This window comes from Mesorhizobium sp. NZP2234 (assembly GCF_013170765.1).
Lineage (GTDB): Bacteria > Pseudomonadota > Alphaproteobacteria > Rhizobiales > Rhizobiaceae > Mesorhizobium > Mesorhizobium loti_D.
Genome location: NZ_CP033364.1, coordinates 4213352 through 4232232, shown reverse-complemented (window position 1 = coordinate 4232232; position 18881 = coordinate 4213352). Strand labels below are relative to the sequence as shown.

At 57.4% G+C, this 18881-nt stretch carries 11 protein-coding genes; 6 read left to right on the top strand and 5 right to left on the bottom strand.

Annotation, left to right across the window (positions count from 1 at the left end; genetic code table 11):
- Positions 1–337: 337 nt before the first annotated feature.
- From EB230_RS20850 to EB230_RS20840, 3 genes are all read right to left on the bottom strand, one after another.
- On the bottom strand, positions 338–1783 hold the full coding sequence (locus EB230_RS20850) for an HlyD family type I secretion periplasmic adaptor subunit (protein ID WP_172373865.1): 1446 nt from the start codon (positions 1781–1783) through the stop codon (positions 338–340).
- Between the two features lie 3 nt (positions 1784–1786).
- Entirely contained in the window at positions 1787–3961 is a 2175-nt protein-coding gene (locus tag EB230_RS20845) for a type I secretion system permease/ATPase (RefSeq protein WP_172373863.1), read from the bottom strand.
- A 783-nt stretch (positions 3962–4744) separates the two neighbouring features.
- A complete protein-coding gene (locus EB230_RS20840) occupies positions 4745–5932 on the bottom strand; it encodes a DUF3800 domain-containing protein (protein ID WP_172373861.1) in 1188 nt (395 codons plus the stop codon).
- A gap of 712 nt (positions 5933–6644) precedes the next feature.
- On the opposite strand from EB230_RS20840, the gene EB230_RS20835 reads away from it, so the two are divergent.
- The 4 genes from EB230_RS20835 to EB230_RS20820 all read left to right on the top strand — a co-directional run bounded on the left by EB230_RS20835 (position 6645) and on the right by EB230_RS20820 (position 13789).
- On the top strand, positions 6645–7568 hold the full coding sequence (locus EB230_RS20835) for a hypothetical protein (RefSeq protein ID WP_172373859.1): 924 nt from the start codon (positions 6645–6647) through the stop codon (positions 7566–7568).
- Positions 7565–8203, top strand: a complete 639-nt coding sequence (locus EB230_RS20830) for a hypothetical protein (protein ID WP_172373857.1) — start codon at positions 7565–7567, stop codon at positions 8201–8203. The genes EB230_RS20835 and EB230_RS20830 overlap by 4 nt, the downstream gene beginning before the upstream one ends.
- A 197-nt stretch (positions 8204–8400) precedes the next feature.
- On the top strand, positions 8401–11994 hold the full coding sequence (locus EB230_RS20825; protein ID WP_172373855.1) for an ATP-binding protein: 3594 nt from the start codon (positions 8401–8403) through the stop codon (positions 11992–11994).
- A 1-nt stretch (position 11995) separates the two neighbouring features.
- Positions 11996–13789, top strand: a complete 1794-nt coding sequence (locus EB230_RS20820) for a phospholipase D-like domain-containing protein (protein WP_172373853.1) — start codon at positions 11996–11998, stop codon at positions 13787–13789.
- A gap of 47 nt (positions 13790–13836) precedes the next feature.
- On the opposite strand, the gene EB230_RS20815 is transcribed toward EB230_RS20820, so the two are convergent.
- Positions 13837–15216, bottom strand: coding sequence for a hypothetical protein (locus tag EB230_RS20815; RefSeq protein WP_172373851.1), 1380 nt, complete (start codon positions 15214–15216; stop codon positions 13837–13839).
- Positions 15217–15807: 591 nt separating this feature from the next.
- The gene (locus tag EB230_RS20810; protein WP_172349661.1) at positions 15808–16125 is read right to left on the bottom strand and encodes a YMGG-like glycine zipper-containing protein; all 318 of its coding nucleotides are present in this window, start codon (positions 16123–16125) and stop codon (positions 15808–15810) included.
- 303 nt (positions 16126–16428) lie between these two features.
- Between EB230_RS20810 and EB230_RS20805 the strand changes: the two genes are divergently transcribed.
- On the top strand, positions 16429–17988 hold the full coding sequence (locus EB230_RS20805; RefSeq protein WP_172373849.1) for a recombinase family protein: 1560 nt from the start codon (positions 16429–16431) through the stop codon (positions 17986–17988).
- Positions 17985–18824 (top strand): plasmid partitioning protein RepB C-terminal domain-containing protein, encoded by an 840-nt coding sequence (locus EB230_RS20800; RefSeq protein ID WP_172373846.1) that lies wholly within the window; start codon positions 17985–17987, stop codon positions 18822–18824. The genes EB230_RS20805 and EB230_RS20800 overlap by 4 nt, the downstream gene beginning before the upstream one ends.
- Positions 18825–18881 lie beyond the last annotated feature (57 nt).

The following is an 18881-nucleotide window of genomic DNA, read 5'->3' as shown; positions in this document are numbered from 1 at the left end:
TTATCTTTTCTGGAGGAAAATACGTGGGAGTTATATTTGTCGCTATCTATTAATTCCTGAACCATCTTGACTGAGGTATCCACCTCCTTTGCGCTCAAAAAGATATTTAATATCTCTTCGTTGTCTTCAAGGGCTTTCGAGGCATCCACCACACACGAACAATATGACTTTGAATTATCTTTAACACACTTGTCGTATGCAGCGGTGTTTCCGTAATCAACTGGGCTGTACTTCGCGACATGTCCTGTCGCGACCTGCGTAACAATTAGTATAATTCCGACCAACATTCGCGTACCTTTCCGTTTCCGCAATTCCAATTTCTTCATTCGCGTCCCACTTACCGTTCATGGAACGCCTCGTCCGTCATCTCGATCAGCGGGTCGAGCAAAAACTCCAGCACCCGCCGGTCGCCCGTCTTCGCCTCGGCCGTCACCGACATACCGGGCGTCAGCAGCACATCCTGGCCCTCGACCCGTATCGACGTTTCATTCAGCGCAATGCGCACGGGAAACACCAGCGGGCCGGCGGCGTCGTGCGCCGCTTCCTGTTTCGCGCCCGGCGCCTGCTGCGACGCGCCGGCGGGGATGGCGTCGTTGGACACCGTCAGCACCTTGCCATCGAGCGTGCCGTAGCGGGTGAAGGGGAAGGCCTCGATCTTGACCCGCGCTTCCTGGCCCTCATGGACAAAGCCCTTGTCGCGGTTGAGCAGCATGGCCTCGATCTCGAGTTTCGTGCCGTCAGGCACGATCACCATCAGCCGTTGCCCGGTCTGCACCACTTCGCCCAGCGTGTTGACCTCCAGTTGCTGGACGCGGCCGGCGACGGGCGACTTAAGCACGCTGGAGCGTTCGAACAGTTCGGCCTTGGCGAGGTCCTGCTGCAAGCCGCCGATCGTGCGGTCGACCTCGATCAGTTCGGTGTTGACCTTGTCGAGATAGGCTTCCCGGCGCTCGCGCTTCTGCGCGGCGAGCGTGCGCATCGTGGCTTCGAGTTCGGCGACCTGGCCTTCGCCATCGACCGCCGCCATCAATTGATCCTGCTGGCCCTGGCGGGCCTCGATGGTGCTGGTCCTGATGCCGACCTGGCGCCTTTCCAGTTGCTCGTAGACTTCGAGCCTGTCGCCGGCGAGGCTCACCAGCCTGCGGCGCTCGGCCAGCGTGCGATTGCCACGCTCGATCTCGACCTGTTTTTGCGCGATTGCCGCCTCAAGGCTGGCCTGCTCGGCTTGATAGGCGGCGAGCGACTGGCGCATCTGCTGGAGCTGCAGGGCGACGACATCGGGTGCGGCGCCTTCAGGGGCGGTGAAACTGGCTTGCGCCGACGGCGTCTCCTGCGCCACCGCATCGACCAGCGCCTCGAGCCGGGCTTCGGAAACCTCCGCCGCCTCCAGATTGCCTGACAGTTTCTGCCGCTCGGCCGCATATTCGGACGGGTCGAGCTCGACCAGTACATCGCCCGCCTCTACATGGGCGCCAAGCCTGGCATGCAGCGCCTTGACCGTGCCGGTGATCAGCGGCTCGATGACCTGGACCTTGCCGAGCGGGATCAGCTTGCCCTGCACGGTGGCATAGGTGTCGATGCGGCCGAACCAAGACCAGGCGAGCGCACCCGACGCAAACACCATGATGAGGGCCGCGAAGATGCGGGCGGCGGGTGACGCCGGCGTTTCCAGAATCTCGATCGCGGCGGCCTGGAATTCGCGCTCGTGCCTGTTCAGCGCCGGGCGTTTGGTCCCCGCCTCCCGCGCCACGCCTTCCCTTATCGCGTTCCAGTAACGCCCCATGGTCTATTCCGCTGCCTCCGCCGCCCCATCTTCCAGGATTGGTCGCTGCTGCGCCTGCAGCCGGTAGAGCTGGGCGTAGCGGCCGCCTTTGTCGAGCAGTTCCTCATGCGTGCCCTGTTCGGTAATGCGGCCGGCCTCGATGGTCATGATGCGGGTGGCATCGCGCAGCGCCGCCAGCCGGTGCGCGATGATGAAGACGGTGCGCCCCTTGGCCATCTGCCGCATGTTCTGCTGGATGACATATTCGGACTCGTAGTCGAGTGCGCTGGTCGCCTCGTCGAAGATCAGGATGCGCGGATTGCTGACCAGCGCGCGGGCGATGGCGATGCGCTGGCGCTGGCCGCCGGAAAGGTTTGCCCCGCGCTCTTCAAGCACCGTGTCGTAGCCCGACTTGAGCTGGACGATGAAGTCGTGCGCGCCAGAAAGCTTCGCCGCTTCGATGACGCGCTCCAGCGGCAGCGCCGGATCAGCGAGCGCGATGTTTTCGCGAACCGTGCGGCGAAACAGCATGTTTTCCTGCAGCACGACGCCGATCTGGCGGCGCAGGCTGCGGGGATCGATAAGCGCCAGGTCGACGCCGTCGATCAGCACGCGGCCGCGCTCCGGCACATGCAGGCGCTGCAACAGCTTTGCAATCGTGCTCTTGCCCGAACCGGACGGACCGACAATGCCGATGATCTCGCCGGGCTGGACCTGGAAGGAGACATCCGACAGGATCTCGCGCTCACCGGGTCGGTAGCGAAAAGTGACATGGTCGAAAGCGGCGTGGCCTACGACCTTGCGCAGCGATCCCTGCCCGGCGCCGCCGGAGAGTTCGACCGGAGCGTTGAGGATGTCGCCCAACCGGTCGACCGAGATGCGCACCTGCTGCAGGTCCTGCCACAGCTGAGCGAGCCGCAGCACCGGACCGGCGACGCGGCCGGCCATGATGTTGAAGGCGACCAGTTGGCCGACCGTCATGTCGCCGGCAAGCACAGCCTTGGCGCCAAACCACATGGTGAGCACGATGACAGCCTTAGAGATGAATTGCGCGGTATTGCTGGCGAAATTGGAGAGCCTGGCGGTGCGGAAACCGGCGGCGACATAGCCCGCAAGCTGGTCTTCCCAGCGACGCTGCATCTGCGGCTCCACCGCCATCGCCTTCAGCGTCTCGACGCCGACAATGGATTCGACCAGGAAGGTCTGGTTCTCGGCGCCGCGGTTGAACTTTTCCTCGATGCGACGTCGGAACTCCGGCGTTACCGCCATCGACAGCGCAACATAGGCTGGGATGGACAAGACCACGATCAGCGTCAGCCACGGACTGTAGAGATACATGACCGCAAGGAAGACAAAGAGGAAGAGAACGTCGAGCAGCACGGTGAGCGCCGAGCCGGTGAGAAAGGCGCGGATGTTTTCGAGCTCATGCACGCGCGCCACGGTCTGGCCGGTCTGGCGCGCTTCGAAATAGGCAATCGGCAGTCCAAGCAGATGGTGGAACAGCTTGGCGCCCAGCGCGACATCGATGCGGCTGGTGGTGTGGATGGTGGTATAGGTGCGCAAGCCGGTCAGCAGCACCTCGAACATCGACACCGCCGACAGGCCAATGACCAGCACCTCCAGCGTGGTCAGGCCGTTGTGGACCAACACCTTGTCGATGACCAGTTGGAAGAAGATCGGCGAGATCAACCCGAGCAGTTGCACGAAAAACGAGGCGAGCAGCACTTCGGCGAAAATCCAGCGATAGCGGATGATTTCCGGAATGAACCAGGAGAAATCGAAGCGCCTGGCAAACCCTTGCGCGAACGCGCGGCTGGTCACCAATATGACGTGTCCACTCCAGAGTGCCGCGAACTCCTCCCGGGTCACCTCACGGGGCGCACCGACCTGCGGGTCCTGTAACAGCACCTTGCCGACGGAAGTGGCCGCCAGGACGGCAAAGCTCCCGTCCCCCTTCTCGACTATGACGGGCAGCGGCAACCGGTCTAGCCGCTTCGGGGAAGGCTGGACGATCCGGGCCTTGAGCTTCAGCCGCTTCGCCGCCCTGACGATATCGACTCGATCGGCCACCCGCTCGCCCAGACCGAGATCATGGCGGATGGCATCAGGTTCTGCAGGATGGCGCAAATACTGAGTGAGTAGCGTCAAGCAAATGACGCCACTGTCCAGTGCAGTCACTACGGGCGTGCCGGAATTCACCTTCCCCCCGGAAGAAGCGCGGGATCGCGCTTGCTAATTCATGCGCCGCATTCATTTGTCGCGCAAGCAGGGGATAAAGAAATATTTTGAACTCGATGTAAACGACAAATACCACTGCTTTATATTAGCAATATTTAATATAAATGACAGGGTTCCGTTCCTCCGGTGTCGGTTTGTCCTCTCACCTTCAGTGAAGCCGCACTTGGCCCGCTGGAAAGTTCGCTCTGATCTCACCGCCAAGTCACCCTGAACAACCGAGATGAGGTGCGTTCCAGTCCGACCGCACTGAGGCTCAAATGAGGCCGGAAGCCGTCTGGCTGCTTTGGAGGTGATACGGGCGATTTCGGTCGGCAAGTAGGCATGTATGACGTGCCGTATGGTCATTCGAACCGACTGTCGCCATCGCGATCCATTTCATCCCATTGTCTGATACTTTCCTCGAGTCGAGGCCCGGCCTCGCGCGCCCAGGCCTGCGCGCGTGGATGGTTGCTTTGTAGCATGGCAGCGACCAGCGGCCGACGGCGCACAAATCGGAGCGAGAATGGTCCCCATCCGGCGCCGGTGAAAAACCTACGCTCGAACGCCCGTAGGATTGGACCCGGATCCGTGGCGATGTCGATCAGGGCCAAAGCAACCGCCGACCAGCGAAGCGCCCCGCTCACAAGCAGGCGCCAACGACCCCATTGCGGTCGTTCCAAGGTCACCGACGGTTTCGCGTAAACCGCGGTTTCCGATACGCCCTACTGTCGGCTTAATCGCGTGACGGGTCGCTACTATTTGCCGTCAACTGACCACACCCTCGGTTAGCCTCCGGGCCTTCTCGATGCCGTGTGCGGCGACGAGAGCCTGACGCTGTGCTTCCATGTCCGCCGACAGCTTGCGTCCTTCAGCGAGTTGCTTCTCAGGCATGTCGGCATCCATAATTTTGCCAAGCTCGGCTTCAACCTGCCTACCGACGCCTTCGAACGAGAAATCGTTCTGGTAAGCCCGCTGCATAACCCAGTTCAGGAGTTTTGCAGTGTCCTGTCCGATTTCCTTTCCGCTGAAGATGCGCTTGAAACACCACAGGACGACATCGACCACCTGCAGACCTGCACTCTCCTCCTCAGTGGCCGTCCGGAACGTGCTCCCGGTCACCTTCTGGACCATCAACGGCTTGCTTTCGCCTGGCCATAAAAGTCCCTCTGTATTCGCAAGCTCGGGCTTGGAAACGGTCGCATGCCAGGTCGCAAACACCTCTTCGACCTCAGCCTGCTTGTCGTGGACGATCTCGCGAACAGCCCGCTTCCAACGCTCCGACGCATTCTGCAGACCCTCCAGCAGGCTCGTGAACGCTACGAAATTCGGCGAATGCTGATACCGCCGAGCCTTCTCTGACATATGGGTGGAGAACTCCTCCGGATTGGCGATGGCCCACTCAAGCGCGTCAGTGATGATCTCGCGGCTGCGGGCATCAGGTACGAACTGAACATTGTCCAGCATCGCTTCTGCGCCCTGAACGAAGTGCTTCTTCGATGTAAACTCACTTTTGGCCGTCACGCAGTCCCAAACGATCGATGCGATTTCCGGCGTAATGACGAAGCTCGCCATCTTGAACGTAAGCAGAAGGCGCAGATGGCGGAGCCAGTACGCCGACCACGGCACCGCCTTGTTCTCACCCTGATCGAAATAGACGTCGATCACCTTGCAGACGGCGAGGTACTTCTTCTCGACGCGGGAGACGAAGAAGCGACAGTCCGTCTTTTTCAAGAGCTTCAGGAGGTCGGGCGCTATCTGTTCTATCTTGGCTACACCGAGGACGTTCGCATGTAAGGCGTCCGTACCAACCTTCTTGGAAATGGCAGCGATGCTCGCCTTCGCAACGAGATCGAAGTTTGTCTTCGTCATGAAGGCTGCGGTGATAAACAACGGCTGCTCTTCGTCGAAGAGCTTATTCAGCGTGTTGCCCGTCTCATCTACGTACGCCCACATTCCTTTTCTCCAGTCAGGGGGGCGTCTTGTAGCATAACATGCGGCAGATTCACGAACTCTTTTCATAATGTACTTCCGTAGATTACCATTGACCGCAAGCGACCACCGTCGGTTATGCAGAACGTGGCGCAGTACGTGCGCATTGGCCTGGCGCCGCAGATTATTTGTTTTTGGCGTCGATTAGGATTGCTTGTACAGCCGATAGGGCGGTTGCCGTCGACGTACGCGGTCTGAATGGCCGCTTTCCCAATACTGATGGCTAGAAGCGGACAGGCAGAAACCCACCCCAATGTGGCCGTCGGCGCGCTTTAAACTCGTCTCGTCGAGAAATGACTTTCTCGGCCAGTCTGGGGCCGAGAGGTGACGGTCGGCTTCGAAGCGCAATGGCGAGGAAAGCAGCCACTCGAGACGTCGGTTTAGGCCGTCAATTTCGCTATCTAGCAGATGGCCCGGCTCGAAAAGATCAAAGTACCGTCCCCGCCCAAACGCATCCTGCACGGCGACAATATTTCAGCTTACAAGCAAATTCTGAGATTTGAGCAACAGCACTGGTCGTGATAAGCCAAGTCGAATATTATGTTTGACGAAGAAAAAGCTCTGGGGGGAGTAGCGAGTGCCGATAGAGCACATTCACACCTATCTCGTTCATCCGAGCCACAATGTGGAGAGGCCCCACCGGATAGGTGGGACTACGGTTCAGCACACGGGCAAATTGTTCGAGATGCTGCATACGCTCTACGCGAACACGGATGCCGAATGTAACATTGGCATTTCCTTCAATCAGGGTGCGGATGGCGCGCAGAATAATCCGTGCCGCTCCTTAGTGCTGGACTACGTGAGGACTCCTTCGCTGGCTACCGGGCGGGCTATCGCTCGCCGGCTGGCGTCCTATACGACTAAACGGTCGGGTTTGGGGCTCGTATTCTTGCTTCTTGGAACGGAGGGTAGAGCTCGAAAAGTCGTTCTGTCTCGATTTCCGGCACACAACGCTATTCTGGCCGACGAAGACCAGAACAATCTCAACGTGCAATTCCTCGAGCGGGTTTTTATGAGGAATGCGAAGGCCTTCAAAGCCGCGGCCTATCAGGACGTTTCGCTAGATACGGGTTTCTGGGTCGGACGAGCGGTTGATAAGCAGGTTGAGAGCCGAGAGCTCGACGTTTCGGACTACTGGATCCGCAAATTTCTGGACTCTGAGTTTGTCACAACGGCAGCTTTGGGCACACGTCGAATCGCCACTGCACTAAGAGATGCGGCTCGCAAGACCACCGACTTGGGCGTAAAAAATGAAATCGTAGCAGCCGTCACCTTGGGAGCCGGACTCGACGGGCAGAACATGACGGTTCTAGGATTTGAGGATCGGTTTGGCCTCTCCGCAGCTGCTCGCGAGGCAATTGCACGGGAAATATCGGCACCACGTTTGGCCGAAGAAATGTTCCGGTTTGATGCCGAGGAATTCGCTCGCCAGGTGCCCTATCGAACTGTCGAATTGGACTCTGGTGCCATCCTTACCGCACAAGCGACCGAATTCAACGAGGTCTTCACCCAAGAAACCGTCATCAAGGGGGGTACGCGAGCGGTTCGATTTTCGGCAGTCGGACGAGTGGTAGATCAGAAACTTGAGAGGACCAAATGACCCTCGCAGCTGACTACGCTCAACTATTCAAGACCGCACTTCAACCCGTTGCACGAGCACTCGAGGTCCATCTGAGCGACCTCATGCAAGGCACCCCGCACATCGATCGCATTTCGGCACGACCAAAAGGGATCGACAGTTTCCTTGGGAAGGCAGGCGCGTTAACGGAAAGCGGTGAACCAAAATATTCCGATCCGATTGCCCAGATACAGGACCAGATCGGCGCGCGTATCATCGTTTTCTACAAGCAAGACGTCGATACGATATCGGCAACGGTGACCCGCTATTTCCGGCCAATTGAGAGCAAGGATCGGGTTCCCGATAGCCAATGGCGCTTTGGGTACTTCGGAAAGCATTTGATATTACTCATGCCGGAAGACGTAATGGATGCCGCCGAAGATAGGCGGGCAGTTCCAGCGTTTTTTGAGCTTCAAGTGAAGACACTTTTCCAGCACGCATGGTCGGAAGGTAGTCATGACTTGGGCTACAAGCCTGGGGAAGTGCCGTTAGAGCCGGATGACGAGCGTATGCTCGCGTACACCTCAGCTCAAGCATGGGGCGCGGACAGGGCTTTTGACGAATTGTTCCGTCGCCGAGCTGAGCGCAAACGGACAATTGATGCTTCTAATGGCTAGCCGCTGCAAAATCGGCTGTCCCACTTACGCGCGCATTGCCAAGAGAATGCCAATACATGCGCCTGCTGTCTGAGCGTCCGCTTTTTGGAAACAGTAGATTTGCTAGCAGCTTCACTGCCCGGCAGATAAAGCAAAGGGGACCCGCGACATGAAGTCAGGATTGCTGTTACAGTTTGCCGAAGGGGTTTGGATGAACAATGGCGGTAAGTAATACGAAACGGCGCGCCGGTCGCGCTCTACCTCCACTCGAAACTCGATTTGTTTTCCTCGGTGACGCCGTAGCACCCGGGGAGAAAAAGGCACTTCGGTCTGCTCAGTTTGAGGTGTTGGACCAAACGACCGGCTTCGAACGGAACCTCAAGCTCTGGCGTAAGACTGGGAACTCCGTCGACGCCGACCTTCGGCAACTTTGGTTGCATGAAATGCGTCAGGTTCAGCGTGTGATGTCCTATGCGGGAGCTCGCGACGTAATCGTCGATATCCTCGAATTCGTCGAAGATTCCGAAAACTTCGGAGTACTTCTTGAGCACGCTGGTCAGCCGCTCTCTGCGAAGCAGCTCAGGGTGTCGCGTCAGCACTGGTTGAAAAATCTTGGTGCGCCGAGGCCTCGTACGCTCTTCTGGCGGAACATCAGGCGTTTGGTAACCGCCCTCGGAATCGTGCATGCCCAAGGTTTGGTTCATGGCACCATCTCTGCCGGCTGTGTGATGACTGAAGGATCCGAAGACCCTGACTTTCAGCTTACCGGGTTCGAATGGAGTCTCTGGCTCTCCGCTGACAAATCAGAGAAAGCACAAGCCAAACTGGGTGAGGTTGCCGCTGCGATCCGCACTGATCGCTACTCATTTGCTGAAGACTGGCGAGCATTGGGGAAGTTGGCCGCACATTCCCTCGACGCGGTGGTTCGCCTATCTGGCGACGTCCAATCGGCCGGCCGGTCAGAAACTCCGATCAATCTCAGCACATCCGAGCGCGTGTTTCTGAAGAGATTGGTTAACCCGACAAGAACGGACAGCCTTGAGGCTCTTTCCATCGCGCGCGCAGTCGATGATATCATCGCGGACGTCGGTCGGTCGGTGGCATCCCGTTCCGGCACCTTCATCTTGATGTTTGCCCAAAACTCCGGACTGGGTGAGGCGGTGTTCACGGTTACTGAGGGTGCGATACCGATTGATGAATACCGCGCGCAACTGGACTGGGTTAGAGCCGACTTAGACGGCGGCGCGACACTAATGATGCCGCGCAATTTCGATCCGGCGCAGGACAAAGCAAATCTCGTCACGTCGACGATGAATTACAGCATAGGACCGATCCGACAGGACGGCTCGGCGGCTTGGGACGTCGCGGTCTGCGGTCGCGCCGAGCCGCGTCCTGAAGCCCTCCGGATAGGCGACCAAGACGAGCATGAACTGGTGCAGCCAATCGAGGTGGTGAGTTCGGTCCGCCTAGCGGTGGATACTCGTGCGCGGCTCGGACCCGATGCGCTCGATTGGAGCGTGTTTGCATCTCCCCGCGGCGGTACTGGCGCTCCCACTCGCACCGATCTCATCAGACGGTCGCTACTGCTAGTGCAGGTCATCGAAGCAGTCGTGAAGTCGCTTGAAGTCTATCCCGTCGAGTTGCTCGGTACTGAGCACAGAGATGGCAGGCGTTATGTCGTGGTGCGTGCACAGCCCCAAAATGAAAGGGACCCCATCGCAAAACGTATCGGACTTACTGAGGCATCCGCCGCCTTGAAGCGTCTGTTCGAAGATGATCACCGCGACGCCGACGCGCAGTGGCGCTTCTCGCAGGCCGCCAGCCTTGGAGCCAGTCGCCGCAACGATGTGACTGCGACATTTGCCGATATTCAAGAGCATCGCGGCCGTTTGGCGTACCGTTTTGAGGTTGACGAAGATTTGCCATCCAGCGGACCATTGTTTCTCAGACCTGAGAGGGACGCTGGGACCGAAGGGGTGATAGCCCGACGTCTTCGCAATATCAAAGCGCTGACAACGCGTGTCGACCTCTCGGAGATGCTAGACGATCCGTGGCGCGTTCGTCGATCGAGCCGCGAAGACCTTAGTGAGGATGACAAAGCTGACAAATACTTTGAGGACCTGGACGTACCCAAGCAGGAGGCGCTTGTCGGGCTATGGTCGACCTTGCCGTCCTATTTTGTTGTTGGTCCGCCCGGTGTGGGGAAGACACGTCTGGCGACTGAAACTGTCAGGCGCCGCTTTTCCGACGACCGCTCAGCTCGCCTCTTGCTGACTGCTCAGGGCCATGATGCGCTCGACCACCTTCAGGAGAAAGTCAAGGAGATGCTGGAGGAGAACAAGCTCGACGATCTCATCATAGTCAGGTCAACCGCATCCGAGCGGAGGCCCACGAGCGACGAGGACGTTCATCGCGCCGGATTGGAGTATTTAAAAATTCTGTCCGAAAGCCCATTAACCCGAGATGCGCCTGGGCCTCTGCGGGATCGAGTTCACAGTTTGACTGCGTCCGCCGGCCGGCTGTCGAAATCAAAAGACGCCTTCGAGAAGGATGATCGCGTCGCGTTGAATGCAGTGTCGAGCTTGGTTCTAGATGCCGCCAACATAGTGATTTCAACTGCAAATTCGCCCGACATAGAGCGGCTGGTCGAGGCCCGTGAGCAGTTTGACTGGGTCATTGTCGAGGAGGCAGCGAAAGCGACTGGCCCTGAATTGATCGGTCCACTCATGCTTTCCGGTCGGCGGTTGCTGATCGGAGATCACCACCAGTTGCCACCCTTCGAGGCTGATCGTCTCGTAAAGGTGCTGCGCGACCACAGCCTGGTGGCAGAAGCACTGAAACTGTCGGATCAGTACGTCGGTCCCTTGATGCGAGATGGGGAAATTGGAGAACTGGAACAGGTTGCCCGCGACCCTGTGTCGTTACGCGAAATCGCCGATATGGCGTTGCGACTATTCGAACCGTTCAGGACTTTCGTCGTGGAAGATGAGCGCCGCCTCCTTGGTAATTCTAATCATCGCCCCATCTCTTCCACGCTAACCGAGCAACGGCGTATGGATCCGGCGATTGCGCGTATTGTGTCTGCCGCGTTCTACGAGAACAAGCTCCACACACAACCCGATCGGGCAAAGGCGGCAGAAGAGAAGGAGCCACCATTCGAGGTCATAGAGCCGCTGCCACAATCGCCCGTCGTGATGGTCGATTTCAAGCACGTTAGTGCAACAGGCTCAGGGGCGCGTGCGGAGAAGATGCGACCCCGGTGGCATAATCCAAGTGAAGTGCACGCCACCTTCGATGTCCTCAGACATATCCGCGCTCGAAAGACATCGGAAAAGCCTCCGACCTTGGTGGTTTTGTCCTTTTACAAAGCGCAGGTGGAGAAGCTTAGTGAGCGGATCGACGCTGGCATCCGAAGTGGATTGCTGGGCCATCTTTCGAATTTCGCGCCTGTGCTCGGCGGCAAGAAATGGGTGAGTACCGTTGATGGGTTCCAAGGCAATGAAGCCGACCTGGTGATCCTCTCGCTCGTAAGAAACAACTCGGGAACGGGGGCTAGTGCACTCGGCTTCTTGCGAGATCGCAGACGTATGAATGTCGCCTTGAGCCGAGCCAAGTCGAAACTCGTGATTGTTGGTAGTCTAGCTTTTCTTCGCGAAGCCGTGCGGGGCGTAAATCCAGACGCCGGTAAGCACGATCTTGCGTTTCTCACTGATGTCGCCGATACGATAGACCAGCTGGCACGTGAGACGCGGGGGCAAAATGTAAAGCTGGCCAGCGTGATCGATCCAAACATTTTGCGATTGGGCAGTTAGCATGCTGATCGCCATTCCCGCCTTTCGGCTCTCGTGCAACGTCGGTATTGATAGAGGCCGTGCATGGAGCGTAGTCGACGAAATGATCCTTTGGGCAACGGCCCAGCAGCAACGATCGATCGCTCAGCTCTCCACGGAGTCGGGCCTGCCTAGGCAAATCATCGTCGCATCCATCGCAAGGTTGATGCGCTTTCGCCTGATTGAACTCACTGTTCAGAGCAACGGAGCTGGCTTTCGAGCTAGCGACTATGGCAAAGAGGTCGTAGCAAGCGGTCGCCCGCTTCCCTTTTTCCCCAAGCGCGAAGTCAAACGCGTCAGTTTTGTCATCGAAAGAGCCACTGGAAGCTTCTTCCCGACGGGCCAAGTGCGGGTAATCTCTGAAACCGCTCTGGCCAACGAAACGGACCCTGATCTTCGGCTTGTCATTGTCGAGGGCGGCGGACCGTCGATGTCACATGAAGCCAACCTCAGTCGCCTTTCCCAGATTGCAGCCCGGGGTTGGGAGGAACAAGTCGCCCTAGTCGACGGCCGGACGTCATCACTACGCGCTGAATTCATGATGATTCGCGTGGTTGATGGTGTTCCGCGAAATGTTCCCGAGAGCGCGTCGCAGGGATTGCGAGCAGTCATCGACAAAGCAGCCTCACTGCCACAGGGAACGACCCAGGTTGCCGTCGGCTACGGTGGCTCGGCCGAAGAGTCAGTACCGGAGCCGACGGTCCATGACTGCGATTTCGATCCGGCGGACATCATCGTTGGAGGTTCGGCTCAGCTTGAGTTTCTCCGGAGTCTACTTGCGAATGCCGCTAGTCGAGTGGTCGTTCATTCAACATTTCTCGACCATCGGCGGTTCAAGGATCTGTTCGACGACATACGAACAGCCTGCCTCCGTGGCGTGACTTTCGACATGCTTTGGGGAGCAGAGTCGTTGGATGAAGAGGAAACGCGCAACAGTGCCTCTGCTGTTGAAATTGCCAAAATGGTTCGCGAGGATCGCGATGTTGCTCGTCGCTTCCGTGTCCATATGCGTAGCACAGGTTCGCATGCAAAAGTCCTTCTAGCAGACACGGCTGAAGGCGACTGGATTGCTGCGGTCGGATCGTGTAACTGGCTTTCTACACCATTCCGGGCTGTCGAACTAACGGCTATACTTCGCGACCCAGCCGTCGTCGCCGATGTTGCGGTCGCCATGCAGCGTATGGTTGGCCGCCGTGGCCTGTCAGACGACATCGCAACGGAGATGGCCATCGTCGCACGCGACCTGCGGCGACATACTCCTAAGGGTGGATCTACCAAAATCTCTCTTATTTTTGGTGACAGTCATGACGTTATGATGAGGACGGCGAGCGGGGCTGCGGACCGCCGCGTCGTCGTCGGAAGCCATAGGTTAGGCTCGACTGCTAGGCCCGGTGTGGTGATACAAGCCGAGGCAGCAGTAGAACGCGCGAAAGTGGACACGACGCTCCTCTATACCATGCCATCTGGCCCGCTTAGAAACCGGCACGCTAGGACACTGGCGGAAGAGGCTGCGACAAATGGCGTTCGTCTGGTGAAGACAGGTCTGATTCCGTTGCACGGCAAGTTCGTTGCTTGGGACGACGACAATGTTGTTATCACAAGTCTCAATTGGGCGTCTGCATCCGGCGATGTCGACTTTCCGCAAGCCGACATTGGGGTACATATTGATTCACAGGGTATCGCAAAGCACGTGATCAACGAGTTGGAGGGTATCTTTCCCGAGATCTCCGACGGATTTGATATTGCCTCTTCGCGAGAGCCGACACTGCAAATTTAGCATAGGTTTGGCTGCCGGACGCTTTGCATACCCGCGGAGTGGCGTTTTCACAGCTCAGCAGGGCGGCTGTGGCCACTTTGCTTGTGTTCCATATATTTTGGAGTAGCCGAAATTTTTGGATAAGTCGCTTTGGGATGCTTCCGGATCGAGGAGCAAATCTTATCGTGCAGCCCGCCAAGTCGCTCCACGTTGAGCATATCTTGTGCGATATTTCGAAAGATGCGGGCGAATGGTTTGTTTTTATAGGAACGAAAAAGCTGATTGAGCTTTAGACTGGCACCTAGAGTTATACCCGTCAGTCCCAGTGATAGAGAAAATTGCAAACCATTGTCCGTCGAGACGGCATATTTTTTCATCAGGCTGGCGCAGGACTGTTCAAGATACTTTAGAATGCCGTTGACTTCCTGGATTTTGTCCGCGGCTGACAGGTGATTGAGATTTTGGAATATCGTCCGGCACTCGCGAAATTCGCTCATGTTGCGCATTGATAGAGCGAGATCAATGCACTGGTTCGGGTTGCTCGTTCTCGATATCAGATAGGCAGTAAAAAAGGGTAAGCGGATTGCAAACCTGGCCTGCCCGCTTGGCTCAAGAATGGAAGATAGTGTCTCCTGTGACTTCGCCTTCAGCGTTTCGAGCAGGCCGATGACCTGGGAGGGATAATCAATCCGACAGCAGCTCTCGCAAAATGCGTCTCGAAGAGGCGCCAAATAGGCATCGGCTTCCAGCGTATGCGCGACCGCGTTATAGAAATGCGACCGCTCAGCGGCCCAGCCGTAGCCGAACAGGATGCGGTCCAGCGCGCTCTTCCCGTCAGTACCCGCGTATTGCGAGTTGTTCGACGAAAGTGCGCCCACGAGATCCTTGACGTCGGCAATGTCTGGGCGGTCTGCGACGCTGAAAGCCGGTCGGTGATCCGTCTCCACAGCTACTAGCGCGCGATCAGCATCCTCATTGCGGAAAACGCTATCAATTGAAGTCTCATAAGAAGCGTACTTTGTATCTTTCACCAAGTAGGAAAGCGTCAAATATTCGCTTGAAACCCAAACGTCCCATCGCAGCTGTGGATCGATCCGAAGAGCCTCGAAAAAACTGACGACATCACCAGCCGGTTTGGAGCCCTCGAATGAAAACGCCATGCTGCGCGCAAACTTTGCCGCGTCTTCAGCGAGCGCTGCGTACGTTGGTTGGTCGATCTTAGTGAATCCAATGAAGTCGAAGTTTTTCAGCCTGCTTGAGCGAAACTCATCCTTGTAGTCGTCGACACCGATCAATTCGTCACTGAACAGGATCGCAGTGACCAGCTTTTCGAGGCAGAGAATGTCGTTATCGACATTGTTCAGATTCAAAGTCTGGCTCATGCCTGTGATGCGTTCGACGCCACTCAGAGTGGCGTTGTCAATTACTACTCGGCGATTTGTGCTCATGTGAAAATCCGATCCAATGATGGTGCTAGTTGAAATATTTGCACCATCACTGTCCAGTCCTCAGGTCGCAGCATCACAGTAATCTAATAGATCCACAACGGTCATACCGGGAAGCGGGCCCGACGATATCGGATGTCCATGCAGCCTAGCCGTGCGGGTTCTTCCGGGTCGACCGATAATGAAATGAGAACAACTCGAGCAACGGCTCCGGCATCGAGCCTTGACATGCTGGACGCGACAGCGACAGCGTAGGCCTAGACAGTGTCGCGACGCAGCCTGTCGCATTATCACTTCTCGAGTGTCGGCTTGACAATGCATTCTCGAAGGGGGCGTCTGCTTTTGGGCAATGACAAAAGTTGCCAGAACGGCCGACATGAGGCGCTTAGCCGCCATTCGGTCGTGACCTCCCTCATCCGCGTCGGGTCAGGTCACGATGCCCAGCCGGCCCAAATGTCGCCCGAGCAAGCAAACCGTCCCACGACGGGAACGGTTTGCTCTTTCACTGACATGCTAGAAGCGGCAAAAGGTGTTCAGCTCCAAAGAATATCCGCTAATGGTGTGGGCCTTCGCAAAGAAGGCGACAGCGGGGCCTCAATAATTGCCGTTGTAATACCGGTCGTCGCAAGGCGCCGTGTAGATGCGGCCATAGCGGTCCTGATAGCGGCACATCTGTTCGCCGCGACGCTGCGGCGTGGTGGCCGAGCCGACGACGGCGCCGAGCAGGGCGCCGCTGGCAGCGCCGATGACCGTGCTCTTGGTGTTGCCGCCGATGGCCTGGCCGACAAGAGCGCCGCCGGCGCCGCCGAGCAGGGCGCCGGTGGTGGCACGCTGCTGGCCTTCGGTTTGCGTCTCGCAGCCCGCAAGTGCGGCGGTCATGAGGACAGCCAAAATCGCTTTCTTGATGATCATCTGAAGAACCTCCTTTTGAGGCCACGCGGGCCGATGCCCAGGCAAGTGCGGCTGCATTGCGGCGGAACGGCGGCGCGGCTTCTCACGAAGTGAGTCAGGGTTTCCCATGAGTTGAAAGCCATGGTTTCCAAAGCGGAAAGGGAACGAGCATGCCCGCCGATCTCAACGGCCAGTATAGTTGCGCACGGATATATCTGGATGTGGCCGACGGCTCGCATTCGAAACAAACTGGAGATGTTTTCCTAACCAAATCGCAGGCGGTACAGGTCCCTATTATCAGGTCTGAGTACCATGGCGCTCGCGATGGACAAAGCAGCTACACCCACCGAGATTGAAAGGCGAAGGGCTCGCGCTGCTCAGTACCTGCGCATGTCGACGGAGAGGCAAATCTACTCCATCGACAATCAAAAGGACGCGATCCGTAACTATGCAGAAGTCATGGGTTACGAGATCGTTGCAACGTATGAAGATCCGGGCCGAAGCGGGCTCAACCTCTGGGGGCGCCCGGGTTTGAAGCGGCTGATCGAAGATGTCGAAAGCCGGCGGGCGGATTTCGAAACCGTCGTGGTCTATGACGTTAGCCGATGGGGACGCTTTCAGAATACTGATGAAAGCGCGTCTTATGAATACCGATGCCAAAGAGCCGGAGTGCGGATCGAATTCTGCGCCGAGCTATTCGTCAACGATGGGAGCATTGGGTCCGATGTTCTGAAGGCCATCAAGCGCAGTATGGCTGCGGAGTACAGCCGAATGCTGTCGAATAGGGTCTTTTCCGGTCAAAGCCGAATAGTCAAACTGGGTTTCAGCGGAGGGGGTCCCGCCGGCTATGGGTTGAGGCGGCTTCTCGTCGACGGCTCTGGAAATCCCAAGGCAATCCTCAATCATGATGAGCGAAAAGGTCTGGCCAGCGACCGCGTCGTTCTCGTTCCCGGGCCTGAAGATGAGGTTTCAACCGTCCGATGGATATTCAACCAGTTCGTGAAAAGGAGAAAAACGGCAGTCGAAATTGCGGCCGCTCTAAACGCGCGTGGCCTGGTCACCGAGTTTGGCCGGCCTTGGACCGGAGCGTGCGTAGGCACGATACTGGCCAGCGAGAAATATATCGGCAACAGTGTATGGAACCGGATATCCCATAGGCTTCTGCAAAACCGGGTGAGAAATCCGCCAAGCGCATTTGTTCGCGCCGACAACGTCATCGAGCCGCTCGTAACCCGGGCGCTGTTCGATAGTGCGCAAGCTATCAGGCGGGCGCGCACTTACCTCAAACCCGATGAGGAGTTGCTGGCCGATCTGACCAAGCTTTTGAAAGAACGGGGGAGGCTGTCGAGCCCAATCATTGATGCCGCTCCAAGCTGTCATTCAGCCAGCATTTACGCGCATCGCTTTGGAAGCATGAACGCCGCCTACCAGTTGATCGGATATGACGGGTCGGCGAACTTTCGGAGACTCGACATCAAAAGGCGGCTCGATCAGATTCGGCAGCAAACAATCGAGAACTTGATGTCGGACATCGGCAGGGTGGGTGGTTCAGCGCTGTACGACCCCCAAACAAAGATTATGCGTGTCAATGATGAATTCTCCGTGGCGATCTGGATTGCGCAATATCTGATTATGGTCACCGGTTATCCACGCTGGCCGTTCTGGAAGCGGGGTCTCATTGGGCCAGACGTGACGATTTTGATCAGGATGGAGCCCGATAATCGGACCGTTCGTGACTTCCTGATCGCACCCGCTCATGAAGCGCAGTCTGCTCTTCGCATGCTCAAGTTCGACAATGGCGTGCGCCTTGATGCCTTCCTCTTCGCCTCGCTTGATCCTGTGGTTGAGATGGCGAGACGAGAACCAATTCCGGCAAACTCATGAGAACGACGAAAGCCGAGCTTCGCCACTTCGTCACAAACAACCGGCATGCCATTCGGCTGACGGTAGATTCGCGGGCGCCAATGAACCCGCTGCGTGGCCCCGGTTTGTTGAAGACCTATAGGCGCCAGGTCGACAATATGAAGGAATTCATCGGGGAAGCCGACGCGGTGAAACACCAGATGGAAAGCGTCGTCGATGCCTTTCGTCATGTCCTGCGCATCACTGCATTTCAAGGGTTGCTTCAATCGAGTGGCTTCGCAACGCTTCCTTCGATCTTGACGCAAAATTCGCCAGATGCCGGGATGAAAACAGGTATCTCCGAAGACCGGCAGAACCCCTTGCCGCGCGTCGCCGAGCCGCTTGTCGAAGGCATCTGCCTCGAAGCTCTCGACAGGCTGAAGGATTTCGGCGCCCCCTTGAAGATCTTCGGCTTGTTACGAGAGGTCGTGCCGGGCCGGCAGGTTGAAATTGTCCGCCTGATGCTCGCGATGGACCGCGTGCAATTTCGAGTAGCGAAGGTCCTGATCGAACTCACCCCACGATCACAACTCACCAATCCCTTGGCTCGTAGAAAAAGATACGAGGGTATTTCCTCAGCGCAAATGGCTGCCATGGAAGCCGACATTGCCGAGGTCAGCCATAAATATCTGAGCGCTGCCAGCACCCACGGCTCAGAGATGCTAAACCTGATCGCCGCTACGAACTATTTCGACCGACTGCTGAACAACCCCAAACTGGTTCGATATCTGGCGCGCAACTTCACGGGGCAACTAGAGGTGTTTCAGAACTTGCTCGACTTCCGCGAGGCTCGATACAAGAACCCGCCGACCGCTTGAGCACTGGGACCGAAGATCAGTCGACTGCGAAGCGGGACGAGAGTTCTGGTGGGCTCA